Here is a 24,791-nt window from a genome sequence, read left to right as displayed (position 1 = left end):
TGCAAAATGTATGGAGAAAATCGTTCAACTAAAATGTAAAAAAAAAGCAAGCGATTCGGATTCACCGATGTCTAACGGTGGTAGGTAATCGCTTGCCGTCCCATTTGAACCCAAGCGTCGATAAAGTCTTGCTTCGGCGCTTTTTGGTTTTTGACAGCGGTCAATGGATCATTGAAATAAATGTACTGCTCATCATATCCCGTAATGAGCACCGCATGTTCCCGGTACGTGATTTTGATCGGGCCTTGCGGGGTTTGCCATTCCCGAAAGGCAGAGGGAGGAAGAGGACGAAAGGTGGTGTTCGTAATCACCCAAACCGGTGTGCCTTTGGCCAAGTATGTATAGATGATCTCAAACGATTGCCCTGTTAAGTCGACGATTTGGTTTGGCAAGTACCATTCAGCCAACTGCTTGATCGGCTTATGGTACACGCCGTATCCAGGCTTCGATAACGTATACATATCGCCGACAAACCCTTCATTTGGGTGTCCGTAAAACACTTGACCATTCCGCACTTGATATGGAGTAGGGTTTTTCTTGATTTGTTTCGCCAACGTCATCTTATCGACGCGAATGCCCGCATGATTCAAGAGCATGGCCAAGCTGGTCACCTCGCATCCTCTTGGCAGTTCCGGAAGCTGAGACAAAAGGGGAGCGTCAATAAGGACGGATGTCCTTGGCGTTTGTTTCTTTGAAGGAGCAGCTGATCGATTCGCCTCCTTCGCTTGATTGTTGGGGGGCGGATCGGTTTCTCTGCTGTTTCTTTTCTGTACGAAGGCTTTGATGGCATCGCCTGTCTGGGCCGAGCTTGCATAATAGGATAATGAGGCGGCCAATAGAAAGAAACAGGAAATATACAATCCGAGCGACAGTTGATCCATCCTCCCGTTTAGAGGTCTTCTCAAGAGAACAAAACAAAGGGAAACGATGAGAAAAGTCAAAAAAAGGATAAACGCGAACAAGCCGTTCTCAACCCCTTTGTGAAAAGTGGCTGTTTTTATATTAATCAAGTAAGTATGCAGAAACTATGAAATTCATACTTTCTCCATATTTTATCGTTAATATATGGGGAAACTGAAAATCTTGAAAGCAGTTTTCCTGAAAAAATGGAAACAGATTGTTTTTGAAACTTGATTTTGTGTACGTTAGAATGAAAGTGTCTTTGTATCAATCTTTCTCTTTCTTATGTTAAAGGGTTCATCACCAAAAGATGTACTTGACTTTTAAAGACAAACATGATAGCAATGTTGCTCAAAGAGATGTGTGGTATAAAAAATGCTGTTTTGGTTTTCTTTATCATGATCGTCTTTCTTTGTCAAGTACACTGTGTGGTGAAGATCCTGTTAAAGAAAAAATGTCATTTTCTTAAAATTGAACAAAATAGCTTTTGGTGTTGTTTTTGTTCTGTATATACATCGATTCTTCTTAGCAAAGTGGGGGGGCAATCATTACTATGTGCGGTTTTATTGGTTGTATTCATGATCGCCCGAGAGCGATTGAGCAAACATGGAAAACAATGTTGATGGAGATGAACCGCCTGATTACCCATCGCGGCCCCGACGATGAGGGGTATTTTTTTGATGAATACGTGAGTTTTGGCTTTCGGCGGCTGAGCATCATCGATCTGGAGGCGGGGCATCAGCCGCTGTCTTATGAAAACGATCGATATTGGATCATTTTTAACGGGGAAATTTACAACTATATTGAATTGCGGGAAGAGCTGGCGGCGAAAGGATATTCGTTTGCGACGCATTCGGATACCGAGGCGATTGTTGCCCTTTACAGCGCGGAAAAAGAAAAAGCGGTCGAAAAACTGCGCGGGATGTTTGCGTTTGTCATTTGGGACAAGCAGGAGAAAACGGTGTTTGCGGCGCGGGATCCGTTCGGCATTAAGCCGTTTTTTTATGCGGAGCAAGGAGGGCGCACATTTTTCGCTTCGGAAAAGAAAAGCATCTTGCTGGCTCTGGGACAGGAAGCGTTGGACTGCGATTCCCTGCAGCATTATTTAACGTTCCAATATGTTCCTGAGCCGATGACGATGTCAGATGGCATTTACAAGTTAGAGCCGGGGCATTATCTCAAGAAAAAAGTCGGAAAACCGCTCACGATTCATCGTTATTGGAAGGCATCCTTCGAGCCCATTCGTCAATCGGAAGAGGAGCTTGTCAAGCAAATCCGCGATGCGCTGTTTGATTCGGTCAGCGTCCATATGCGCAGCGATGTGCCGGTTGGTGCGTTTTTGTCGGGAGGCATTGATTCATCGTTCATCGTCGCCATCGCGAAACAATTCCATCCGGACCTAAAGACGTTTTCTGTCGGGTTTGAGCGGGAAGGGTTCAGCGAAATTGATGTAGCCCAAGAAACGGCGGAGAAGCTTGGGGTGGACAATATTAGCTATGTCATTTCGCCGCAGGAGTATATCGATGAATTGCCGAAAATCATGTGGTATATGGATGATCCGCTGGCTGATCCTGCGGCTGTGCCGTTGTATTTTGTCGCCCGTGAGGCGAGAAAGCATGTCACAGTTGTGCTTTCCGGCGAGGGGGCGGACGAGCTGTTCGGCGGCTACAACATCTACCGCGAACCAGAGTCGTTGCGGCTGTTTGCGCGAATGCCCAGCATCGTAAAAGCCGTGTTGCGGATGATCGCGAAGCTGCTTCCGGACGGGATGAAAGGAAAAAGCTTTTTGGAGCGCGGCACCACACCGCTCGAAGAACGGTATGTCGGCAATGCCAAAATCTATAGCGAAAAGGAAAAAGCTGCGTTGCTCAAAACGTACCAAGAGGGGCGCGAATATACGGAGGTGACGGCTCCTTTTTACCGCGAAACGCTTCATTACCCGCCCGTCAACCGGATGCAGTATATTGACCTTCATACATGGCTAAGGGGTGATATTTTAGTCAAAGCGGATAAAATGACGATGGCCCATTCGCTTGAGCTGCGCGTTCCCTTTTTAGACAAAAAGGTGTTTGACGTCGCGGCCAAAATCGCCCCTGACATGAAAACAGCCAACGGCACGACGAAATATATTTTGCGTAAAGCGGCCGAGGGCATTGTGCCGGATCATGTGTTAAACCGAAAAAAATTAGGGTTCCCGGTGCCGATTCGCCACTGGCTGAAAAACGAAATGTATGACTGGGCGAGACAGCTCATCAACGAAAGCGAGACGGATCATCTGTTCCATAAGGACGTGCTCTATCGGTTGCTGGATGAACATGCCCGCCACAAGGCGGACCATAGCCGCAAGCTGTGGACGGTGTTGGCGTTTATGGTTTGGCATCAAGTGTATGTAGAAAAGAAATACGATTTTGCTCAATCCGTACAAAACGAAAAGCGTCCAGCGTCCGTTTTGGAGGCGTAACAAGGAAACGAGAGGGCATCCCGGGGTTCGGCCGGGATGTCTTTTTTGATCACCGTGAAGAGAAAGTGGTTCGACGGTGGAGTAAAAAGGGCGGATCCGTTCTTATTGGATTGTCGTAGCCAAAGATTTTGGCCGAACCGGCGTCCGGGCGCAGTAACGTTGCCAACATTCGGATCGTTGTGGTCTTGCCAGCTCCGTTAGGGCCAAGCACCCCGTAAATCGTGCCCGCGCGCACGCGTAAGTTGAGACCGTCGACGGCCCGATGGCCGCCAAATGTTTTCACCAATCCGTGCGCTTCCACCGCCCACTCTTGATGGTCGGGTGCGATTTGATGTTTTGCTCCCATTTTGTGCTCCCTCCTTGTGATGATTCGTACATGTGAATCGTAGCACGCTTTTATGAACGGACTTTGGGCGGAAAAGAAAAATTTACTTTCCCCGCTCTTGCAATTTTCCCGGTTTTGGTATATGCTTGTTCCATCAGGATGCTAAATACTATATATTGGTTTGTGGTCCTTTTTATACAACTACATATGGTTTGACCAAGCAACGGTGTCCATTTGGACTTAATAGGGAATCCGGTGCGAATCCGGAACTGCCCCCGCAACTGTATGTGCGGACGAAATGGGATGGCCACTGGCGGCAAAAGCCATTCGGCGCGCCGCTGGGAAGGCCCCAAAGTAGGACGATGCACGAGTCAGGAGACCTGCCTTGCTTGGAACGTTTCATGTTCTTCGGGGTGTGAGAAGATGAAACGATAGGGAAAAAGAAAAGGAGTTCGTCTGCCTTTTTCCGTCTGTCGTTTCATCCGCTCGCTTGCCCGAGCGGATTTTTTATTGGAGGAGAGGGGAAGCAAATGACCGTGCTGACGAAAATGATCATCATCGATGACCAAGGGAAACCGATTTCTTTTTCACGTGAAGAGTTTGCATCGCTGATCCATCGGACCGCGGCTGGATTCGGCCGCCTGTCGCTTGATGAATATGTCGAGCGTGTTTGGCAGCTCGTCTCGCGAAAAGAAACGGTTACGGTTGAACAGTTGTATCAGACGGCTGTCTTGGAGGGGTTATCGTATATAAGCGAAGAGGAGCCGGACTGGACGTTTGTGTGCGCTCGGCTGTATTTGCGGCAATTGTACCGTGAAGCGGCGCGGCATCGCGGGTACGACGAGCGCGAGCGGTACGGCGATTTCTATTCGCTGCTTGCCGCCCTGACGGAACAAGGGGTGTACAGTCCGCTTCTGTTGGAACGTTATACGAAAGAAGAAATCGACGCCATCGGCGCGTTTCTTGATCCCGATCAGGACAAGCTGTTTACGTACATCGGGCTGCGCACACTCGCCGACCGGTATTTGGCGCGCGATTATGAGCGGCGGCTGTATGAACTGCCGCAGGAGCGGTTTTTGGTCATTGCCATGACGTTAATGGCGAATGAACCGGCCACACGGCGGCTTGCGCTCGTGAAGGAAGCGTATTGGGCGTTAAGCAACTTATACATGACGGTGGCGACGCCGACGCTCGCCAACGCCGGGAAATCGTACGGCCAGCTCTCAAGCTGCTTTGTCGATACGGTCGATGACAGCTTGCAAGGAATTTATGACAGCAACACCGACATCGCCAATTTGTCCAAATCAGGCGGCGGCATCGGCGTCTATTTAGGCAAAATCCGTTCGCGCGGCAGCGACATCAAAGGGTTTAAAGGGGTCTCTTCCGGCGTCATCCCGTGGATGAAGCAGCTGAACAACACAGCGGTGAGCGTTGACCAGTTAGGGCAGCGCAAAGGGGCCATTTCCGTTTATTTGGATGTATGGCATAAAGACATTTTCGCGTTTTTGGACGCGCGGCTCAACAACGGCGATGAACGGCTGCGGACGCATGATTTGTTCACCGGCGTGTGCATTCCGGACTTGTTCATGGAGCAGGTCGAACAGCGAGGCGACTGGTATTTGTTTGATCCGCATGAAGTGCGGAAGGTGATGGGCTTTAGCTTGGAAGACTTTTATGATGAGGAAAAAGGGAGCGGGAGTTTTCGCGAGAAATATTGGCAATGTGTCAACGAACCGAGCCTGTCGAAAGAGAAAGTGCCGGCGATTGAAGTGATGAAAAGCATCATGCGCAGCCAGCTTGAGTCGGGGACGCCGTTTATGTTTTACCGCGATGAAGTGAACCGGCAAAACCCGAACCGCCATCTCGGGATGATCTACTGCAGCAATCTTTGCACCGAGATCGCGCAAAACCAAAGCCCAACGGTGATGAAACGGCAATATGTGAAAGACGGGACGATTATCATTGAAAAAATACCAGGCGATTTTGTCGTCTGCAATTTATCGTCGATCAATTTGGCGCGCGCGGTGACCGATGGTGTTTTGGCGCGTCTCATCTCGATTCAAATGCGGATGCTTGATAATGTCATTGATCTCAATAATATCCCAGTTCTGCAAGCCGGCCTGACGAACCAAAAATATCGCGCTGTCGGGCTTGGCACCTTTGGCTGGCATCATCTTTTGGCGTTAAAAGGCATTCGCTGGGAGTCAGACGAAGCGGTCCGCTATGCCGACGAGCTGTATGAAACGATCGCTTATTTGGCGATTCAGGCGAGCATGGAGCTCGCAAAAGAAAAAGGGAGTTACCCGGCGTTTCCAGGGTCGGACTGGCAGACGGGCGCTTATTTTGAACGGCGCGGCTACCAAAGCCACGGCGAACTTGATTGGGATCAGCTGAAGCAAGATGTGGCCCGCTACGGGATGCGGAACGGCTATATCATGGCCATCGCCCCGAACGCATCGACGTCGATCATCGCAGGCAGCACGGCGAGCATTGATCCCATTTTCTTAAAAGTATACGCCGAGGAAAAGAAAGATTATAAGATTCCCGTTACGGTGCCAGATTTAAACGAACAGACGACATGGTATTACAAATCGGCGTACCATATCGACCAGCATTGGAGCATCAAGCAAAACGCTGCCCGCCAGCGCCATGTCGACCAAGCCATCTCATTTAACTTCTACGTCATGAACACGATTAAGGCAAAAGAGTTGCTCGATTTGCATTTGACGGCATGGAAGTCGGGGTTGAAAACGACGTATTACGTGCGTTCGACATCCGGGACGATCGAAGAGTGCGATTCTTGCGCGAGCTGACCACGGGAAACGCCTTTGGTCAGGCTTTCCCTTCCTTGTGTGGGAGGGGCGTCTGCGGTTGGTCGCGCATCACGATACTTGAAAGAGAAAGGAAGGAATCGACACAATGACGATCAGCTTAGTCAGACGGCCGATTATGGATCCAGAGGCGCCGAACCGTTCGACGGGCATCATCAATGGCCGCTGCTCGAATGTGTTGAACTGGGACGATATCGCCTACCCATGGGCGTATGCGAAATATAAGCGAATGCTCGTCAACTTTTGGACGCCGTTTGAAATCAATATGTCGCAAGATGTGAAGCAGTTTCCGCAGCTGACCGCCCGCGAGCAGGATGCGTTTTTGAAAATCATCGGACTGTTGGCGCTGCTTGACAGCATCCAAACCGACTACGCTGGGCGCGTCGCCGATTACATTACGGATCCGAGCATCAATGCGCTCATGATCATGCTCGCCCAGCAGGAAGTCATTCACAACCATTCGTATTCGTACGTGCTCTCGAGCCTTGTGCCGAAAGCGAAGCAAGATGAAGTATTCGACTTTTGGCGGAACGAACCGACGCTGCGCAAGCGGAACGATTTTGTGACGAACGGCTACAAGGCGTTTGCGGAAGAGCCGAACGTGGAAAACTTGCTGCGGTCGATCGTCTTTGACGTCATTTTAGAAGGGCTGTTTTTCTACTCGGGGTTCGCCTTTTTCTACAACCTCGCGCGCCAGCAAAAAATGGTGGCGACGAGCACGATGATCAATTACATCAACCGCGATGAGCACATTCATGTCGACTTGTTTGCGAAAATTTTCAAGGAAGTGTTGAACGAATACCCGGAATATCGGACGCCGGAGCTGGCGGATTTTGTCCGCGAAACGTTTATGAAAGCGGCTGAGCTGGAAATCGAATGGGCTCGGGAAATTATCGGGCATGACATCGATGGCATCGATTTGGCTGATTTGGAAGCGTACATTAAGTTTTACGCCAACGTCCGCGCCCATCAGCTTGGATTTGACCGTCCGTTTGACGGCTATCGGACGAACCCGCTCCGCTGGATTAAAGCGTACGAAGAAGTCGACCTCGGCAAATCAGACTTCTTTGAACAGAAGCCGCGCCAATATACAAAAGTGCAAGTGGACAACGGATTTGATGAGTTATAAATGAGAGAAGTTCCGTTTGACAACGATCAGCGTGGCTTTTTGCCGGATAAGGCCGTTTGTTCGTCTTTTTTGGAAGAACGACAGCGGGCGTTTTGGCGGGGCAGATGATGCCAAGCAGTCTTAAAGTGTGAGTGGATGATGAGAATATAAGAGGGCATTCGATGGTGTGTATCGTTCTGTGCCGCTGGCGCGCGAGCAGCTTACCTGATGAAAGTAAATATTTTTGCGCAATCGGATGGGCAAAGACGTCGGTTAAGGTGATGTATCTCATCGGCATCCCCTCCGTTTTTTGGGATTTCTCATCATCATACCATGGCGTAAAGCGTCAGGCAATGAGAGAAAGTAGGTGGGAGCGGTTGCATGGGAAAAATAAGCCGATCGTGCTAAAATAGCGATCGGCTTATTGGATTTGTGCTTGGCAGGCAAGCCGTTTCGCTGGTTGATCCGTTTTTTCGCGCTCGCGCCGCGTTTTCGGAGCAAGAAGGTGAGCGCCGGCCAGAACGGTGATCATGCAACGGCCACACGTTCCTTTTTTGCATTTGTGATCGAGCAGAACACCTTGTCCTAGAGCGGCGTCAAGAAGCGAAACGCCGGGATTGCGCTGTACAGTGAATGTTTTTCCGTTTTGTTTGATTTGAATGGCAGACGGCCGCACAACGGGCGATCCATCAGGCTTAGCTGTGGCGGAAGCGAGGCGCTCCGTTGACCGGGAGGCGGGCTTCAATGAGCCGACTGTGAACGATTTTACCATTTTTAACTACATCCCCTTTAAATTACATCCTTGATTTGAAAATGAATATCATTTACATAAGGGTGAATCATTGGTATCATATATGTAAAAAGAAGTGCGAAAACGTCATCTCAGTAAAGGTCAAGGGGGAGACACCATGGGCATTCCGATGAACGGACTGCGCGATATGAAAGCGATTTTGGCCAACGAGCGAAAAGTCGGCGGCGCGGTGGAAGCGGCGCTTCTCCGCCTCCGTTCCGGCGAAGAATATCGAAACGTCTGCATCGTTCATATTGATCAACTAGGCGCCCAATACTATTCGGTCGGTTTTGTGACCGAACAAGGGGAACGGCTCATCGTCAACGTTCATGACATCAGCGTCATCTCTGCGCCTGAACATAAAAAAATTCGTGAGCTGAACAACGCCGCTTATAAACGGGAAGCCATCCACAATAAGCGGCGCTATTTAAAACGCCTCTTTGAGATTTATGAAGGCAGCTATACCGTTCATTTTTGGCAGGAAGCGAAAATGATTATCGATGACATCGGCGTTGAGGCGCTTAGCCCCGAATTGTCGCTGCTCGTCTCCAACGTTCAAGGACAAACGGCCCGCACCGCTTAATGGGAAAATCAACAAACCGCCCGGCGATTTCCCCTATCGTCCGGGTGCGTTTTCGTTAAAGGGAACTTGCTGTGCCTCGTTTTCATGGCGCGGATCGCTGGCCTTATGCCGTTTTTGCTGTTTGATGGCAAGGGAAGCCCGCGTGCCGCTTCTCCAGATCAGGCGCCGCTCATACTGACTCGTTCGGATCCTCGAGCGTGCAGATGGCGCTTGGACGTTTGATGCGCGGTACGACGGACTCATAGACGCGGAATAGGTAGTTCATATTTTCTGTGTCTAAAAACGCAGTTTGCATGTCGGCCGCGACAGCGAGGTCGATGTTTTGTCGGCCGGTGTCAATGACGACGCCGCGTTTGCCTTTAATGACCGGAGTTTGGTAAATGCCAGCGGTCATCAGCTCGCGAATATGCTCAATTTCAAGCACGTGCGTTCCTTCATGGACGCGGTGGATCAACGCATACAATTCCGGCGACAAGACGAGCGCGTATGGGCCGGTATGGCCGAGCTGAAGCAGCTTGTTGCGCGCTTCGACGACGTCAGTGAAGGCGTTGCCCGATTTCATCCAATCGCTGCGAATGTGGGCGATTTTTCCTTTGACGTTCATAATGCCTGGCACATCAAATTCAGTTGAACCATTGAAAATCAAATCGTCCTCGAGCAGCGCGCATTGCTGAGCGGCGTTGGCGGCGGCGGAAAAGTCGATCGGGCTGCCGAGCTGTTTCGCCTGTTCGATATCGCGCCAGTATAAAATAAAATCCTTATATAAAAGTGGAATCGTTACATGTACGCGCCGCGTCGGCTCAGAAAGGCTCAGCTTTTTGCCGTGGAAGCTCATGTCCCCCTGTTCCGGGTTCATATAAATATCGTTGGCGACCGACTGGACGCCTTCGCCGAGCGGACCGTACAAATCGATAAATCGGCGGCCGACGAGCTGGCGGCGCGCCGTTTCAATGACCAATTCGTCAAGCTCGCGCCATTGGCTGCTTGTGAGAGGGGCTTCTGAGTACAGCTTCGTTTTATCCATGTTTCCTCTCCTTTCTTATATGTTTTTTAAGCTGCCAACCGTCAGTTGCCGCCGCGCTTCGGACGATGGGCTGACGGATGACGACACGGTGGGCATGGCGGCATACTGAGGTAGTTTTAGGTGATCTTTTTGGTTCTCTTTTTCGTCTGTCGGCACCGCGGCCGCGAAGGAAAGCGGTGCGTCCAGCGCGCGATTGAGCGTTTCGAGGGCGGCTTTCATCTGTTGGTAGTCCGCAGCGGTCATGTCGCGCAGTGCCGTAATGGCTGGTTCATGTTCCGTCCCTTTATAGTGGAAGAGGGACAAATCGAGATGCTCCAAAAAGTTGTGCAAGCCGAATTTTTCAAGGCTGATGTCTTGCAACAGGCGCAAAAAGTCGCCGTTTTCCCGCGATAAGAATGCTTCGTCCGCCAACGCCTCCTCCAACTTTGGAAGCAAGGCGGTCAAACGGTCAAACCGGTGTTCCTCTTCTTCGTAAATATGATGCCAATACAGCCGTGCATGGTCGTCAGCGGCCTGTTCAATCGTCGGTTCTAAAATCGATTGAAACTGGCCGAGCGCTTCTTTCGACCGGTTGAGGATGGCGCTGACTTCTGCTAACGTGTCGTGCAATAGACTCCCTCCTACACTATGATTGATTGTTATCATCTTTTCCATATTGAAAGAGACATAAACATCTCGCCTTCCTTCGAACGTCACCTTTTCTCCTAGTCCAGAATAAAACAGAATCAGGAACATTGCCCACTTGATATGCGGCGCGATTCCAGCGATAATGGAAACGGTATGGATGAATGCCGCCAAGCGGCATGGAAGAATAAAGAAGGTGACAGAACGATGGAACGTGCGGAACAGATTTATCAAAGGCTTGTGGAAATTTGTGGAGAAAGAAACGTCCTTCGTGATGAGCCGATGAAAAACCATACATTGGTGCGGATCGGCGGCAAGGCCGATTTTCTCGTCTGGCCGGAAACGTACGAGCAGGTCATTGAAGTGTTGCGGCTGAAAGAAGAGCACCACCTGCCGTTTACGCTTCTTGGAAACGGTTCGAACGTCATCATCCGCGATGGCGGGCTGCGCGGCATTGTCATGCAGCTGAAGCATTTGAACCGCATTTGGCGCGAAGGAAACAACGTGATCGCACAAAGCGGGGCGGACATTAAAGCGGTGTCGCGGTTTGCGCTGGAACAAAGCCTTACCGGTTTGGAGTTTGCCTGCGGCATCCCAGGGTCGGTCGGCGGGGCGATCATGATGAACGCCGGGGCATACGGCGGTGAAGTGAAAGATGTGCTTGATCATGTCAAAGTGGCGACGCTCGCCGGCGAGTTGAAAACGTTAAAGAACGAGGAGCTGGAGCTTGGCTATCGAACAAGCATTATCAGCCGGACGCATGATATTGTGCTCGAAGTCGTCTTTGCGCTCCAGCCGGGCGATTATGCGCAAATCAAGGCGAAGATGGATGATTTAACATTTCAGCGCGAATCGAAACAGCCGCTTGAATATCCATCGGTTGGCAGCGTGTTCAAGCGTCCGCCGGGCTATTTTGCCGGCAAGCTCATTCAAGACAGCGGCCTGCAAGGGAAAGGGTTTGGCGGCGCGGAAGTGTCGACGAAGCATGCAGGATTCATTATTAACAAAAATAATGCGACAGCTGCCGATTACATCGCGACGATCGAAATGGTGCGCAAAACAGTGAAGGAAAAATTCGGGGTCGATCTCGAATTGGAAGTCAAAATTATTGGCGAGGAATGACGGAGGATCCGAATCCGGTCGGCGGGTTCGGATTTTTCTTATTTTCATGAAAGGAAAAATGAAAAAAACAGCCAATTGGTAAGGAGAGAGGAATGAATGGAGGAAGACGATGAACTTTTATCATTCCAAACCGAGAAGAACCCCACTTCTACGTGTGAGCGGAAGTGGGGGATGAATCGGCATTCGCCATCACTCTCTCTTGCCTTCAACGAACAAAAGATGTAAAATAGAGGGTAGAACAAATGTTCTGTAAGGGGGGGAGGGAAGGTCATGCACAAAGCCTACTGCTTTCGGTTGTATCCCACCCGAACACAAGCGGAGCTCATTCACCAAACGATCGGGTGCTGCCGGTTTGTGTACAATCACTTTTTGTCCGAATGGAATCAGGCGTATGAAACAACAGGGGGGGGCTTAGCGATAACGAGTGCTCCAAGCGGTTGACTGCGTTGAAGCAAACGCTCCCGTGGCTGAAAGCGCCCGATTCGACCGCCTTGCAAAATGCATTGCAGCAGTTGGCCGAGGCGTTGGACCGATTCTTCGATGGAACGGCGAACGCTCCCCGCTTCAAAAGCAAAAAACACCCGAACCAGTCGTACACCGCCCAGTGCAACTACCCAAAGAAAGGGCGCCCATCGATCGAAGTGGACGGCCATCGGTTGAAACTCCCGAAGCTCGGATGGGTGGCGTTTTCCAAAAGCCGTGAGGTGGAAGGCCGCATTCTCTCCGCCACCATTCGCCGAAACCGAACAGGGAAGTATTTTGTCTCCATTCTCGTGGAAACGGAGATTCCTCCATTGCCTCCAACGGACAAGCAAGTGGGCGTCGATTTGGGGTTGAAACATATGGTGGTGCTTTCCACGGGCGAGAAGATCGAACACCCTCAGTATTGGCGCCGATATGAAGAAAAGCTGGCGTACTGGCAGCGGGTGATGGCTCGCCGGAAGCCGGGCGGTTCGAACTGACGCAAAGCCCGGTTGAAAGTCGCCAAGCTTCATGAGAAAATCGCCAACTGTCGGAACGATTTCCTGCACAAACTGTCCACCCGCCTCATCCGCGAAAACCAAGTGGTGTGCGTGGAGGACTTGCGTGTGCAGAACATGCAGAAGAATCGCAAGTTGGCCAAACGCATTTCGGATTCCGCGTGGGGGCGCTTGCTTCGGATGCTCGAGTATAAAGCGAAATGGTACGGGCGGACGTTGGTTCGTGTCGGCCGCACGTTTCCATCGAGCCAATTGTGCTCGTGCTGCGGGCGCCGGCATGTTGAGGTGAAATCGCTCGGCATCCGCGAATGGGTGTGCCCGAACTGCGGAGCCGAACATGATCGGGACGAGAACGCCGCCCGAAATATTTTGCAGGAAGGGCTTCGTTTGCTGTCTTTGTAAGGCAGCCCAACCGTGGGACGCACGGGGATGGCTTGGTGAACAGCCTGTCGTAGGGCGAGGGTTCCCAAGAATCTCCCACCTCGAAGCGCAAGCGTAGGTGGGAGAGCGTTCAAGTGTTTTATTTAGTAAGAGATTTGTTTCTCTATCAACCGGTTGACTTTGATATTTGTGTCGATGGACAGAATTATTCGTTTTTGAAGGCTTGGATGGCAACGGTTTCGAATCACCCATACTACGGTGGGGGAATGCGCATCGCGCCGTCCGCTCGGGCCGATGACGGCTTGCTTCATGTGACGGTCGTCGGGCCGATGCCTCGTTGGAAAATTCTTGCGCTGTTTTTAACTGTATTTTGGGGCGGGCATGTACGAATGAAAGAAGTTTGCTTGTTCACTGGGCGGAACGTGCGCATCCGCCCGGCTGCCCCTGTTCCGATCCACGCGGATGGCGAGGATGCAGGAGAAGGGGAAGTGTCGGCTTGGATTGAGGCTAAGGGGATGCGAGTCATTGGAGCGGAATCCGGCGAATGATTGGGGCGTATGTGAAAAGGGAAAGAGGCCAGGAGGAAGAGGGAATGGAAAAGCGGATCGTCGTGCTTGATGTCGTGCTATATGTTGTATTTCCGATTGTTCTATGGCATGCGCTGCGCGGCCCGGTCGGAGAGTACGGGGCGATGCTCATCTGTACCATTCCGGGGGCGGTTTATACGGTTTATCGTTTTTGGTCCGTTCGCAAAGTGCAGTTGTTTGGCACGTTTTTGATTGTCAATCTGGCGGTTAGTACGCTATTGAACGTGTTGGCTGGCTCCGCGTTGCAAATGTTATGGAACGATGTATGGTACTCGATCGTTTTGGCTGTCTGTTTTCTAGCGACTGTTGCGGTAAAGCGGCCGTTGATGCTTTATTTTTCGCTTGATTTTGTGGAAATGCAGGGAGCGCCGCGCTCGGTAATGAAAAAGCGGTTTTTTGAACGCGATGTTTTTCCGCTTTTTCAGTGGATCACCGTTGGCTTTGCCCTGCGCGATGGATTGTTGGCGGCGGTCAAGGCGCACTTGATTGTTCGCTATGGCGTCGAGGCGTTTGACCGTGCGATTGTGATTCGCGAAGTGATTGGTTGGGCGATCACGCTCCTTTGTATTTTGGGGTTTGCTCGCATCACAAATATTCTCTATAAGCAAAGCGGCCCCGATCAAGCGAGCGGTTGAGGCGTTTGGCAACGGGCGGCTTGTTTGGTATAATGGGGGTAAGATTACTGAAAACGGTGTTCGAGCAAGACTCCTGCCAACTGGTTTGGTAGGAGTTTGTTTTTGCCATCGTGGCAAGGGTTCGTTCTTCCGTTTCGCCATGCCAGCGGCAATAGAAAGGAGTGAACCGGTGATGAAGGAGCGGATCGATGAGATTGTGGAAGTTTGTTTGTTGGCGGGAAAATTGATGCTTGAAAGCGGTGGGGAGACGTACCGGGTGGAAGATACGATGGGGCGCATCGCCGCTGCGCTTGGTGTTTCCTGCTCTCATAGCTATGTGACACCAACGGGCATCATGTTTTCCGTTGAGGGAACGAATGTAACACGGTTTATTCGCATTTCCGAGCGTTCGATCGATTTATCCAAGGTGGCGCTTGTCAACCACATTTCCCGCCGCATCAGCAACGGCGAACTGTCGCTCGACGGAGCGCGCAAAGAATTGGAACGCGTTCAGCAGCAGCCGCTCAGTTATCCGCTTTGGCAGCAAACTGCTGCCGCAGCGGTGGCGAGCGCTTGTTTTGCCTCGTTGTTAGGCGGCATGAATCATTTTCTCCCTTCCCTTCTTTCCGGTGGAATGGCGTTTTGGTGTTTTGAAATGATGCATCGGCTCGTGAAAATCCGGTTCTTCGCTGAATTTTTTGCCGCTTTTGTCGCTGGTGGGATCGTGCTGTTGATGGAAAGGGCCGGATTGGTCGGAGATGTAGGAAACATGATGATTGGATCGGTGATGCCGCTCGTGCCGGGGCTGGCGATTACCAATGCGGTGCGCGATTTAATGGCCGGCCATTTGATCGCCGGTTTGTCGCGCGGTGCAGAGGCGTTTTTAACCGCGTTTGCGATCGGCACCGGCATTGCGTTTATTTTATCGATTCGATGACAGGGAGCATGGATGATGATGGTGCAATTGTTGCTTAGCTTTGTGGCGTCATCGCTGTTTGGCGTCATTTTCAATATTCCGAAACGATTGCTGCCGCATAGCGGATTTGTCGGCATGAGCGGCTGGGCGATGTATATGGCCGCCGCCCGGTCGGGGATAGACGGTGTCGCCGCCACGTTTGTAGCGGCGTTTTTCGTCGCTTTTTTAAGCAACGGGTTCGCCCGCCGCTATCGAACGCCGGCGACGATTTTTATCGTCTCTGGCATTATTCCCCTTGTGCCGGGCGGAACAGCGTTTGAGGCGATGCGCCATGTTGTCATGAACGATTACAATGCGGCGATTTCACTAGCGGCAAAAGCGTTCATGATTTCTGGGGCGATTGCGATGGGACTCATTTTTTCTGAGGTCATCAACCAGCTGGCCAAGCGCCGCCCTTAATTGTACGTATCTGTTTTTTCCAATCGTTTGCCTATCGTTGTATTTATTTGTTTGAATATTATAATGAATATAACCATGTTTTTTCTATCGACTTCAACCAGCGGGGGAGAGCGGGATGAAAGAAATTGTTCAGCAGATGAAAGCAGAATTATGGAGCATTTTTGACCATCTTCATCGTCATCCGGAAATTAGTTGGGAAGAGTGGCAAACGACCGAATTTCTTTGCCGAGAGTTGGAGCGCGAAGGATATCGGGTGCGGACGTTTGCCGATTGCCCGGGTGTGGTGGCGGAAATCGGCGCCGGGCCGTTTACAGTCGGGGTGCGCAGCGATATGGACGCCCTTTGGCAAGAGGTGAACGGCGTTTGGCAGCCGAACCATGCGTGCGGGCATGACGCCCACATGACGATCGTCCTTGGGGTGGCGAAGCTGCTTCGCCGCATCGGTTACAAGCCGCCGGGGACGGTGAGGTTTTTGTTCCAGCCGGCCGAGGAGAAAGGAACAGGGGCGCTGAAGCTGATCGAAAAAGGGGCGGTTGACGGCGTGTCGTTTTTATACGGCGTTCATTTGCGGCCGATTCAAGAAATAAAAGGCGGATATGCGGCGCCGGCGATCATCCATGGGGCGGCGCAATGCATCGAAGGACGGATTCGCGGTGTGGCGGCGCATGCCGCGCGGCCGCATTTAGGCGTTAACGTCATTGAAGTCGGCAGCGCCATCGTGCAAGAACTCGGGAAAATTCATATCGATCCGCAAGTGCCGGCGTCGATTAAAATGACGAAGTTTCACGCCGGTGAAAAAGATGCGAACACGATCCCGGACTACGCGGAGTTTGCCCTTGATTTGCGAGCGCAAACGAACGAGGCGATGGAGCGGCTTGTTGAGGGGCTGCGCCATGTGATCAACGGGGTCGCTGCGATTTACGGAGCAGATATTGAGCTTGTTGAGCGGACGCGCATCGTCGCCGCCCACCCTGACCCGGATGCTGAGCGGCTGATGGAAGAGGCGATCATCGCTGCTTTGGGGGCGGAAAAATGCGTTCCGCCAGTCGTGACGTCGGGAGGAGAGGATTTCCATTTTTATTCCTTTAAAAAACCGGAGCTGAAAACAACGATGCTCGGACTGGGCTGCGACTTGCGTCCCGGGCTCCATCACCCGAACATGACGTTCCGGCGCGACGATTTGCTTTCCGGAGTGGAAATTTTGGCGCGGGTTGTGATGAACACGTTTGCGACATTTGCGCCGCAGGGAGAGAGCGAGTGTGCCTCTGTCGCTGCAAATCCTTGAGACGATCGAACAGTTGACAGAGATGGCCAGGCTTGAGGAGGAGATTTGGGGGACGGCGCCGGTTCCGCTTCACCAGACGCTGACGGTGGCCAAAAACGGAGGCATGATCATCGGGGCGTATGCGGACGGGAATCTTGTCGGCTTTGTCTACAGCTTTCCTGGGTTTCGAAACGGGGAAGTGTATCTTTGTTCCCATATGATGGGGATTGCCGAATCGTTTCGTGATCGCGGCCTCGGCTATCGCTTGAAAATGAAACAGGCGGAAGAAGCGCGGCGGCGCGGTTACCGAATCATCCGCTGGACGTATGACCCGCTGCAAAGCCGCAACGGCTATTTGAACTTGGCGAAGCTTGGGGCCGTTGGCGTCGAGTATGTGGAAAACTGCTACGGCGAAATGAATGATGCATTGAACGCTCAATTGCCGTCCGACCGCTTCATTGTCGAATGGCGGCTTGATGAGCGTCCGACCGGGGAGCGGAACTTAGCTAAAACTGATCTTCTCAAGGACAGAAGTCTGACGGTGCTCGAGGCAGATCAAAGGGCTGACGGCCTGTTGCGGCCGGTGCCTAGAGACATCGGTGAAACAGCGGCGCCGTTGTTGTTGGCTGCTGTTCCGCTTGACTTTCCGCAGCTGAAAGAGCGGGATCTCGCGCTGGCGCTTGAGTGGCGGCTGGCGACGCGCGCTCTGTTTCAGCGGCTGCTTGCGGAAGGCTGGATTGCCGCTGGCGCCGTGCGCCGTTCCGGGGAGCCGGCGATGCACTACATATGGGTGAGGAGAAACGAATGGCTGCCGCAGAAAGGGGAAAAGGAATGACGATCAACATCGAATGCGTCATATTGCGCCATTTGCAAATGGAGTTGAAATCGCCCTTTACAACGAGCTTCGGCACGTTTCAAACGAAAGAGTTTATTTTAGTCGAGGCGGTCGACCGCGACGGCGTTTCCGGCTGGGGCGAATCGGTCGCGTTTTCCGCCCCGTGGTACAGCGAGGAAACGGTGAAAACGAACTGGCATATGCTGGAGGATTTTCTTGTGCCGCTTGCGTTGGCTGAGCCGATCCATCATCCGAACGAACTGTCCAAACGCTTTTCTGCTATTCGGCAAAACAACATGGCCAAGGCGGCGCTTGAAGGGGCGGTGTGGGATTTGTATGCGAAGCGGCTCGGGGTTCCGCTTTATCAAGCGCTCGGGGGCGCGAAAAAGGACATTGAAGTTGGCGTCAGCATCGGCATCCAGCCGACGGTCGACGATCTGCTTCAGGTGATTGAACGGTATGTGGACAAAGGGTACCGGCGGATCAAAGTGAAGATCAAACCGGGATGGGATGTCGATATCATTCGCGAGGTGCGGCGCGCGTTTCCCGACGTGCCGCTCATGGCGGATGCGAACTCAGCATATACGCTCGCGGATCGAGAGCGTCTGAAAGCGCTTGATGAATTTGGCCTAATGATGATCGAGCAGCCGCTTGCGGCTGACGATCTTGTCGATCACGCCCGGTTGCAGCCGCTCCTTGAGACGCCGATTTGCCTTGATGAAAGCATTCGCTCATATGACGATGCGCGCAAGGCGCTTGACCTTGGCAGCTGCCGCATCATTAACATCAAAATCGGGCGCGTCGGCGGGCTTTGCGAGGCAAAGCGCATCCACGATCTTTGCGCTGAGCGCAGCGTTCCGGTCTGGTGCGGCGGGATGTTGGAAGCAGGGGTCGGACGCGCCCACAATATCGCGATCACGACGTTGGAAAACTTCGCGCTTCCCGGCGACACCGCCGCTTCGTCCCGTTATTGGGAGCGGGATATCATCGTCCCAGAAGTTGAAGTGCATCGCGGCCTCATCCGCGTGCCGGATGCTCCGGGCATCGGCTATGAAGTCGACCGCCGCCAAGTCGAGCGGTATACGCAGTTTGTTAAAGTGTTCCACCGCCCGCCGACGGCATAAAACATGTTAGTTGTGCACAGGGCGTCTTTTTTATTTTGCCGGCCGGGCGGGCGACTGTGGAGATCGCTTTTAGTTCCTCACCGGTACAGCAGAGTGGCGGCAACAAAAAAGAAGCCGGCTTTCACGCCGGCTTCCCGGTTGTGTTACACCCGCCCGATCCCAGTATTCGCTTTGACGACAATTTCGGTATATTTTTTCTCATCCGCTTTTTTCGACGAGACGAGCGTGCCGACAATGGCGCCGATGAAGCCGAGCGGAATCGAGATAATGCCCGGGTTGGCGAGCTTAAAGAGCGGTTCGCCGACGAAAATGGCAGCACCCGGCTGCGGCGACCAGACGTTCGGGCTGAAGAAGACGAGCACTAAAGCGCTGATGAGCCCGACGAGCATTCCTGTAATCGCTCCGGTCGTGTTAAAGCGGCGCCAGAAAATCGTAAAGACGATCGTTGGCAAGTTGGCGCTCGCCGCGACGGCAAATGCGAGCGACACGAGGAAGGCAACGTTCATTTTTTGCGCGAACAGCGCTAACAAAATCGATAGTACGGAAACGCCGACAGACGCCCAGCGGGCGGCAAGCATTTGTTCTTTCTCCGTCGCTTGGCCGCGCCGCAAAATATGGCTGTAAAAGTCATGGGCAAACGCCGAGGCGGCTGACAACACCAGTCCAGCGACAACGGCCAAAATGGTCGCGAACGCTACGGCAGAGACGAAAGCGAACAAGAAATCTCCGCCAAGCGCTTCCGCCAACAGCGGGGCAGCCATATTGCCGGCCGGGTTGGCGGCGACGATTTTGTCGTAGCCGACGAACGCGGCGGCGCCAAATCCTAAAAAGATCGTCATGACGTAGAAAAGCCCAATGATCCATGTTGCATACACGACCGATTTGCGCGCAGTCGGCGCGTCTTTGACCGTAAAGAAGCGGATTAAAATGTGCGGCAGTCCGGCCGTCCCCAACACGAGCGCCAAGTTTAATGAAATCGTGTCAAGCGGGTCTTTAAACTTGTTGCCCGGGTTTAAAAACGCTTCGCCAAGCGGTGTCGCGGTTTTGACTTCATGGAACATTTTGGCGATGCTGAAATCGAATTTAGCAAAGACCATTAAGGAAATGATAAACGTACCGACCATCAACAAAACCGCTTTGACGATTTGCACCCAGCTGGTGGCCGTCATGCCGCCGAAGACGACGTACACCGTCATCAAAATGCCGACGATCAAGACGGAATAAACGTAGTCTAAGCCCAATAGAAGCTTGATGAGGCCGCCGGCGCCGACAAGCTGGGCGATCATATAGAAGATCGAGATGGCGATCGTATTTAACGCTGCGACGCCGCGCACTTTCTTATCATCAAAACGGGCGGCGATCATATCGGCCATCGTGTATTTTCCGAGGTTGCGAAGCGGTTCGGCAACGATGTACAAGACGACAAGATAAGCGACAAGGAAGCCGATGCTGTAGAAAAAACCGTCAAATCCCGTCAGCGCGATCATGCCGGCAATGCCGAGAAAAGAGGCGGCGGACATATAGTCGCCGGCGATGGCGAGCCCGTTTTGCCAGCCGGTCAGGCTGCTGTCAGCGGTGTAAAATTCGCTCGTTGTTTTCGTACGCTTGGAGGCGTAGTACGTAATGATGAGCGTCAAGGCAACGATGATGAGAAAGAGGAAAAAGGCGAGCCCGTGCATTACGCGTTTCCTCCTTCCTTTGCTTCTTGCTTCACTTGTTTGACGATGTCGTCAAATTGTGCTGCGCGTTTCGAATAAAGGATGCATAAGGCCCATGTCATGACAAATTGCGCAAAGGCAAACAGCCAAGCCCAGCTGACCGGCCCAATCGCCGGCGTGTTGAGCGCTTTCGAATACGACGTCAACACCGGAAGGGCGAAGTAAAAGACGAAGAAAAAGATGGTGGCCGGGATGATAAACCGCTTCTTCGCCTGAATGAGTTCGCGAAACGAAGCGGATTGGGCGATGGCTTCATAGTTGATGCCCCTCTGATCGGCCCATGATTCCTTTTTCACTGCCATCGTGAATCCTCCTTATTCGTTTTTAAAGCGTTTTCATGAAAATAGGGCGACAGAGCCTGTAATGCAACAGGAGCAATCTTCCTCCTTTCCTGTCACAAATTTGTCACATAGTTATTATACATTTATCTGAAAAATTTGTAAATTAATATTTTTATTATTTTTAAAAAATATTTTTTTGCTTTGTCGCATAAAATGGGAAAAATTTTTTTCTGTTTTTCTTATTTTCACACTTTACAAAAAAACAAGGATCATGTAGAATAGCAACTGTATTCGTCGATAAAATTCAACATTTTTCTACAAAAAACGACAAGGGGAGACATCTATGAATTTGTTTCGTAAAAAACCGATTCAGTTGCTCATGAAAGAATCGGGGGTGAAAGGAGCCTCGCTGCGAAAAGAGTTAGGCGCATTTGATTTGACGATGCTCGGCATCGGCGCCATTATCGGGACAGGCATTTTCGTCCTGACAGGGGTGGCGGCGGCGGAACATGCCGGTCCAGCTCTTGTTCTTTCGTTCATCTTATCCGGATTGGCGTGTGTGTTCGCGGCGCTTTGTTACGCAGAGTTTGCCTCAACCGTTCCAGTGTCGGGGAGCGCTTACACTTACAGCTATGCCACGTTTGGTGAGCTCATCGCTTGGATTTTGGGATGGGATTTGATTTTGGAATACGGGGTTGCTTCGTCGGCGGTCGCCGTCGGTTGGTCCGGCTATTTCCAAGGGTTGCTTGCCGGTTTTGGCATCGAGCTGCCAAAGGCGCTCACGAGCGCGTATGATCCGGCAAAAGGAACGTTCATCGATTTGCCAGCGATTATCATCGTTCTGTTCATTACGTTTTTGTTGAATTTAGGTGCGAAAAAATCGGCGCGTTTTAACGCGGTGATCGTTGCTATTAAAGTGGCGGTCGTGCTGCTCTTTTTGGCGGTCGGCGTTTGGTACGTCAAACCGGAGAACTGGACGCCGTTTATGCCGTTTGGCTTCTCTGGCGTAGCGACCGGCGCGGCGACGGTGTTTTTCGCCTACATCGGCTTTGATGCGGTGTCGACGGCGGCGGAAGAAGTGCGCAATCCGCAGCGCGATATGCCGATTGGCATCATCGTTTCGTTGCTTGTGTGCACATTGTTGTATATTGCGGTTTCGCTCGTATTGACAGGCATCGTTCCGTACGAGCAGCTCAACGTGAAAAACCCAGTGGCGTTTGCATTAAACTATATCCACCAAGACTGGGTGGCGGGCTTTATTTCGCTCGGAGCGATCGCCGGCATTACGACCGTGCTCCTTGTGATGATGTATGGACAGACGCGTCTCTTCTACGCCATCAGCCGCGACGGTTTGCTGCCGAAAGTGTTTGCTCGCATCAGCCCGACGCGTCAAGTGCCGTATGTCAATACGTGGCTGACTGGAGCAGCTGTAGCGGTATTTGCCGGCATCATCCCGCTCAACAAATTGGCGGAACTGACGAACATCGGCACGCTCTTTGCCTTTATCACTGTCTCGATCGGTGTGTTGGTGTTGCGTAAAACACAACCGGACTTAAAGCGGGCATTCCGCGTTCCGTTTGTCCCGGTCGTTCCGATTTTGGCTGTCTTATTCTGCGGCTACCTCGTTCTTCAGCTTCCGGCGACGACATGGATCGGTTTTGTCTCGTGGTTGTTGATCGGTTTAGTTATTTACTTTATCTACGGCCGCAAGCATAGTGAGCTGAATGAAATGGCACGGACGGAAGAAAAGGCTGGATGAGCGTCCAAACAATGAAAAAGGGGCTGTCCCAATGGGGGAACAGCCCTTTTTTCATTTCGTCAAACTTTTCGGCAACCACCTCGTTTCATCCTTTTTCATTTAGATAGGAAAAACACCCGATTTTTTGCCGATGGAAGGCGTGTGCTCGGCGCGACGGCGTTGGGCGCTTTTGGGGGCCAGTGTTCACTTGCACATTAAAGAAAATTCCTTTTGAACGACGGCCATATTTAGTTTGCGATGTGCGAATAGTATAAAGAGCGAGCGTCAGTCCGGCTTGTATAAGCGGGGTGAAAAGGGTGTTTGGGACGTTATTGAAAAGAAGAGAGAGAACGCTTGAACGGACAGTTGTGGAAATTCAGCGGGGAAATGAAGCGTTGCGCAATGAGCTCATCCGGCAATATAAGCCGTTTATCGTCAAAACAGTCTCAAGTGTATGCAAGAGGTTTATCCACGAGGAAGATGATGAGGCGAGCATCGGGTTGATCGCTTTTAACGAAGCGATTGAAAAATATGCGTTGCACAAAGGAGGCTCCTTTCTGTCGTTTGCGGAGCTGCTCATTAAGCGGCGCCTCATCGATTACATTCGAAAAGAGGTGAGAACGCGAGAGTTCATATGGCATGTCGAAGATGGAGAAGACGGCGAGCAGGCGGCGCAAACGTATGTAGATGCGAAATTATCGGTTGAGGAGTTTTATAGGCAAATTGAACAGGAACAGCGTCGGGAAGAAATTCTCCATTACCAGCAAGTGTTGAAACAATTCGGCATTCATTTTCACGATTTAGTCGAGCAATCGCCAAAACATAAAGACGCCCGCCTCAACGCTATTCGTGTGGCTGAACTGCTTGTTGCGAATGATGAATGGCTCGCCCTGTTGTTTCGAAAAAAGCAGCTGCCAATCAAACAGCTGGAAACGATGGCGTCGGTCAGCCGCAAGACGATTGAGAGAAATAGAAAATACATTATTGCGGTCGCGGTCATTTTGGCAGGCGATTACCTTTACTTAAAGGACTATATAAAAGGGGTGCTTTCATCGTGAAAAAGGGAATTGTGCTGGAGCTGGATGAAGAATTCGTCACTGTATTGACGCCGGAAGGGGAATTTCTTCGATTGAAAAAAGAAAAAGAATGCGAGATTGGAGAAGAGGTCAAAGCGAATGCGGTTGGCCGTCCTTTTCCGTTTCGCCGCCGTTCGTTTCGATATGCGCTCATAAGCATTCTGACGGCGGCCGCGGTGCTTCTGGCGACTTGGATTCAATGGCCTTCCAATGCGGTGTACGCATACATGTCGATCGACATCAACCCAAGTATGGAAGCGGGCGTCGACGCGGAGCTGCGTGTGTTGACGCTGAAGGCTTACAATGAGGAAGGAAAGAAGGTGTTGGCGGCGCTTCCTTCCTGGAAACGTCAACCGTTTTCTTCGGTAGCGAAACAAATCATTGCGTTAAGCGAACAAAAGGGGTATTTAAAGAAAGGCGGGGAAGTGCTGATTACGACGGTGGAGAGGGAGCGCGACGCCTCTTCGGCGCGGAAGCTGTCTGCAGCGCTCGCGGAAATCCAGCGGTCAGTGGCGGATGACCGGATTGTCATTACCACGGCCAATAGTACGATGGCAGTGCGCAACCAAGCTGTCAAACGGGGGATGACAACCGGAAAACTATTGCAAATCGAGAAAAAGGTGAAACCGGCTGCGCCAGCATCCATCCGCTCGGCAGATGAAAACGGCCGGAAAGGAGAAAGTTGGAAAGATAAGGATAAAGGTGGAGAAAAAGAAAACAAAACGCCAGCGGCCAAAGAACAACCGACACAACAGCCGTCAAAGAAACAGAACGATAACGAGTCAAACCCGAAGCCATCAAAAAACGAAAAACAGCCGCTGCGCAAGCAGAAACATTCTCATCCGACCAAAGGAAGCCTTTCTTCTGAAAAAGAAAGTTATGCGAAATGGAAAAACCATAGGAATGTCCGCCCGTTGCGGCTAGGCGCTCATTATGAAAAGAAAAAGGGGAATGGGGACGGCAGCAGCAAGGAGGGGCATCGCCGCCAAGCCGACGTCCGCCGCCGTTTGAAAGCGATGGATGCGAAAACGAAAAAAGCCGAGTGATTCC

General features: G+C 51.7%; 21 protein-coding genes, 2 pseudogenes and 1 riboswitch. Of the genes and pseudogenes, 16 read left to right on the top strand and 7 right to left on the bottom strand.

Going from position 1 to position 24,791, the window contains the following annotated elements:
* Positions 1-71 precede the first annotated feature (71 nt).
* The gene (locus BJQ97_RS12750) at positions 72-962 is read right to left on the bottom strand and encodes a C39 family peptidase (RefSeq protein WP_160156866.1); all 891 of its coding nucleotides are present in this window, start codon (positions 960-962) and stop codon (positions 72-74) included.
* 491 nt (positions 963-1,453) lie between these two features.
* Between BJQ97_RS12750 and asnB the strand changes: the two genes are divergently transcribed.
* A complete protein-coding gene (gene asnB, locus BJQ97_RS12745) occupies positions 1,454-3,361 on the top strand; it encodes an asparagine synthase (glutamine-hydrolyzing) (RefSeq protein ID WP_160156865.1) in 1,908 nt (635 codons plus the stop codon).
* Positions 3,362-3,473: 112 nt separating this feature from the next.
* On the opposite strand, the pseudogene BJQ97_RS12740 reads toward asnB, so the two are convergent.
* Positions 3,474-3,707: pseudogene (locus BJQ97_RS12740) on the bottom strand (ATP-binding cassette domain-containing protein); the annotation flags it as partial.
* 185 nt (positions 3,708-3,892) lie between these two features.
* Positions 3,893-4,088: riboswitch (cobalamin riboswitch) on the top strand.
* A gap of 128 nt (positions 4,089-4,216) precedes the next feature.
* On the opposite strand from BJQ97_RS12740, the gene BJQ97_RS12735 reads away from it, so the two are divergent.
* Both BJQ97_RS12735 and BJQ97_RS12730 read left to right on the top strand, forming a co-directional pair.
* Positions 4,217-6,499 (top strand): ribonucleoside-diphosphate reductase subunit alpha, encoded by a 2,283-nt coding sequence (locus BJQ97_RS12735; protein ID WP_160156864.1) that lies wholly within the window; start codon positions 4,217-4,219, stop codon positions 6,497-6,499.
* Positions 6,500-6,605: 106 nt separating this feature from the next.
* Positions 6,606-7,646 (top strand): ribonucleotide-diphosphate reductase subunit beta, encoded by a 1,041-nt coding sequence (locus tag BJQ97_RS12730; protein WP_160156863.1) that lies wholly within the window; start codon positions 6,606-6,608, stop codon positions 7,644-7,646.
* Between the two features lie 400 nt (positions 7,647-8,046).
* Here the strand turns inward: BJQ97_RS12730 and BJQ97_RS12725 are convergent, their stop codons facing one another.
* On the bottom strand, positions 8,047-8,397 hold the full coding sequence (locus BJQ97_RS12725) for a 2Fe-2S iron-sulfur cluster-binding protein (RefSeq protein ID WP_160156862.1): 351 nt from the start codon (positions 8,395-8,397) through the stop codon (positions 8,047-8,049).
* A gap of 136 nt (positions 8,398-8,533) precedes the next feature.
* On the opposite strand from BJQ97_RS12725, the gene BJQ97_RS12720 reads away from it, so the two are divergent.
* Entirely contained in the window at positions 8,534-8,998 is a 465-nt protein-coding gene (locus BJQ97_RS12720; RefSeq protein WP_160156861.1) for a hypothetical protein, read from the top strand.
* A 169-nt stretch (positions 8,999-9,167) separates the two neighbouring features.
* Here the strand turns inward: BJQ97_RS12720 and BJQ97_RS12715 are convergent, their stop codons facing one another.
* A complete protein-coding gene (locus BJQ97_RS12715) occupies positions 9,168-10,022 on the bottom strand; it encodes a family 1 encapsulin nanocompartment shell protein (protein WP_160156860.1) in 855 nt (284 codons plus the stop codon).
* Between the two features lie 15 nt (positions 10,023-10,037).
* Positions 10,038-10,631 (bottom strand): IMEF encapsulin system ferritin-like cargo protein, encoded by a 594-nt coding sequence (locus BJQ97_RS12710; protein WP_160156859.1) that lies wholly within the window; start codon positions 10,629-10,631, stop codon positions 10,038-10,040.
* Between the two features lie 222 nt (positions 10,632-10,853).
* On the opposite strand from BJQ97_RS12710, the gene murB reads away from it, so the two are divergent.
* The 9 genes and pseudogenes from murB to menC all read left to right on the top strand — a co-directional run bounded on the left by murB (position 10,854) and on the right by menC (position 18,928).
* Positions 10,854-11,768, top strand: a complete 915-nt coding sequence (murB, locus tag BJQ97_RS12705) for a UDP-N-acetylmuramate dehydrogenase (RefSeq protein WP_160156858.1) — start codon at positions 10,854-10,856, stop codon at positions 11,766-11,768.
* Positions 11,769-12,038: 270 nt separating this feature from the next.
* Positions 12,039-13,150, top strand: a pseudogene (tnpB, locus tag BJQ97_RS12700) (IS200/IS605 family element RNA-guided endonuclease TnpB).
* A gap of 113 nt (positions 13,151-13,263) precedes the next feature.
* On the top strand, positions 13,264-13,677 hold the full coding sequence (locus BJQ97_RS12695; RefSeq protein ID WP_236567262.1) for a diacylglycerol/lipid kinase family protein: 414 nt from the start codon (positions 13,264-13,266) through the stop codon (positions 13,675-13,677).
* Between the two features lie 44 nt (positions 13,678-13,721).
* Complete coding sequence (locus tag BJQ97_RS12690) at positions 13,722-14,351, top strand: VC0807 family protein (RefSeq protein ID WP_160156857.1); 630 nt, start codon at positions 13,722-13,724, stop codon at positions 14,349-14,351.
* Between the two features lie 172 nt (positions 14,352-14,523).
* Entirely contained in the window at positions 14,524-15,267 is a 744-nt protein-coding gene (locus tag BJQ97_RS12685) for a threonine/serine exporter family protein (RefSeq protein WP_160156856.1), read from the top strand.
* Between the two features lie 12 nt (positions 15,268-15,279).
* Complete coding sequence (locus BJQ97_RS12680) at positions 15,280-15,705, top strand: threonine/serine exporter family protein (protein ID WP_160156855.1); 426 nt, start codon at positions 15,280-15,282, stop codon at positions 15,703-15,705.
* A 115-nt stretch (positions 15,706-15,820) separates the two neighbouring features.
* On the top strand, positions 15,821-16,990 hold the full coding sequence (locus BJQ97_RS12675; protein ID WP_160156854.1) for a M20 peptidase aminoacylase family protein: 1,170 nt from the start codon (positions 15,821-15,823) through the stop codon (positions 16,988-16,990).
* The gene (locus BJQ97_RS12670) at positions 16,965-17,804 is read left to right on the top strand and encodes a GNAT family N-acetyltransferase (protein WP_160156853.1); all 840 of its coding nucleotides are present in this window, start codon (positions 16,965-16,967) and stop codon (positions 17,802-17,804) included. The genes BJQ97_RS12675 and BJQ97_RS12670 overlap by 26 nt, the downstream gene beginning before the upstream one ends.
* A complete protein-coding gene (menC, locus tag BJQ97_RS12665; RefSeq protein WP_160157616.1) occupies positions 17,801-18,928 on the top strand; it encodes an o-succinylbenzoate synthase in 1,128 nt (375 codons plus the stop codon). Before BJQ97_RS12670 ends, menC begins: the two co-directional genes overlap by 4 nt.
* A 143-nt stretch (positions 18,929-19,071) precedes the next feature.
* On the opposite strand, the gene BJQ97_RS12660 is transcribed toward menC, so the two are convergent.
* Together BJQ97_RS12660 and BJQ97_RS12655 are read right to left on the bottom strand one after the other, a co-directional pair.
* Entirely contained in the window at positions 19,072-20,607 is a 1,536-nt protein-coding gene (locus BJQ97_RS12660) for a solute symporter family protein (RefSeq protein WP_160156852.1), read from the bottom strand.
* Entirely contained in the window at positions 20,607-20,948 is a 342-nt protein-coding gene (locus BJQ97_RS12655) for a DUF485 domain-containing protein (RefSeq protein WP_160156851.1), read from the bottom strand. The genes BJQ97_RS12660 and BJQ97_RS12655 overlap by 1 nt, the downstream gene beginning before the upstream one ends.
* A gap of 322 nt (positions 20,949-21,270) precedes the next feature.
* Between BJQ97_RS12655 and bcaP the strand changes: the two genes are divergently transcribed.
* The 3 genes from bcaP (at position 21,271) to BJQ97_RS12640 (ending at position 24,787) form a co-directional block, all read left to right on the top strand.
* Positions 21,271-22,686: a branched-chain amino acid transporter BcaP gene (bcaP, locus tag BJQ97_RS12650; RefSeq protein WP_160156850.1), complete on the top strand. Its 1,416-nt coding sequence runs from the start codon at positions 21,271-21,273 to the stop codon at positions 22,684-22,686.
* A gap of 287 nt (positions 22,687-22,973) precedes the next feature.
* On the top strand, positions 22,974-23,723 hold the full coding sequence (sigI, locus tag BJQ97_RS12645; protein ID WP_407066444.1) for an RNA polymerase sigma factor SigI: 750 nt from the start codon (positions 22,974-22,976) through the stop codon (positions 23,721-23,723).
* Positions 23,720-24,787, top strand: a complete 1,068-nt coding sequence (locus tag BJQ97_RS12640) for an anti-sigma factor domain-containing protein (protein WP_160156848.1) — start codon at positions 23,720-23,722, stop codon at positions 24,785-24,787. Before sigI ends, BJQ97_RS12640 begins: the two co-directional genes overlap by 4 nt.
* The last annotated feature ends 4 nt before the right edge of the window (positions 24,788-24,791 follow it).

The organism is Geobacillus sp. TFV-3, assembly GCF_009901865.1.
GTDB lineage: Bacteria > Bacillota > Bacilli > Bacillales > Anoxybacillaceae > Geobacillus > Geobacillus thermoleovorans_A.
The sequence above is the reverse complement of the archived record's forward strand: the minus strand, read 5'-3'. Positions and strand labels throughout refer to the sequence as shown.

Coding starts and splice junctions, on each gene's coding strand:
- asnB (WP_160156865.1), top strand. CDS start 1,454: ATGTGCGGTTTTATTGGTTGTATTCATGATCGCCCGAGAGCGATTGAG.
- BJQ97_RS12735 (WP_160156864.1), top strand. CDS start 4,217: ATGACCGTGCTGACGAAAATGATCATCATCGATGACCAAGGGAAACCG.
- BJQ97_RS12730 (WP_160156863.1), top strand. CDS start 6,606: ATGACGATCAGCTTAGTCAGACGGCCGATTATGGATCCAGAGGCGCCG.
- BJQ97_RS12725 (WP_160156862.1), bottom strand. CDS start 8,397: ATGGTAAAATCGTTCACAGTCGGCTCATTGAAGCCCGCCTCCCGGTCA.
- BJQ97_RS12720 (WP_160156861.1), top strand. CDS start 8,534: ATGGGCATTCCGATGAACGGACTGCGCGATATGAAAGCGATTTTGGCC.
- BJQ97_RS12715 (WP_160156860.1), bottom strand. CDS start 10,022: ATGGATAAAACGAAGCTGTACTCAGAAGCCCCTCTCACAAGCAGCCAA.
- murB (WP_160156858.1), top strand. CDS start 10,854: ATGGAACGTGCGGAACAGATTTATCAAAGGCTTGTGGAAATTTGTGGA.
- BJQ97_RS12690 (WP_160156857.1), top strand. CDS start 13,722: ATGGAAAAGCGGATCGTCGTGCTTGATGTCGTGCTATATGTTGTATTT.
- BJQ97_RS12685 (WP_160156856.1), top strand. CDS start 14,524: ATGAAGGAGCGGATCGATGAGATTGTGGAAGTTTGTTTGTTGGCGGGA.
- BJQ97_RS12680 (WP_160156855.1), top strand. CDS start 15,280: ATGATGATGGTGCAATTGTTGCTTAGCTTTGTGGCGTCATCGCTGTTT.
- BJQ97_RS12675 (WP_160156854.1), top strand. CDS start 15,821: ATGAAAGAAATTGTTCAGCAGATGAAAGCAGAATTATGGAGCATTTTT.
- menC (WP_160157616.1), top strand. CDS start 17,801: ATGACGATCAACATCGAATGCGTCATATTGCGCCATTTGCAAATGGAG.
- BJQ97_RS12660 (WP_160156852.1), bottom strand. CDS start 20,607: ATGCACGGGCTCGCCTTTTTCCTCTTTCTCATCATCGTTGCCTTGACG.
- BJQ97_RS12655 (WP_160156851.1), bottom strand. CDS start 20,948: ATGGCAGTGAAAAAGGAATCATGGGCCGATCAGAGGGGCATCAACTAT.
- bcaP (WP_160156850.1), top strand. CDS start 21,271: ATGAATTTGTTTCGTAAAAAACCGATTCAGTTGCTCATGAAAGAATCG.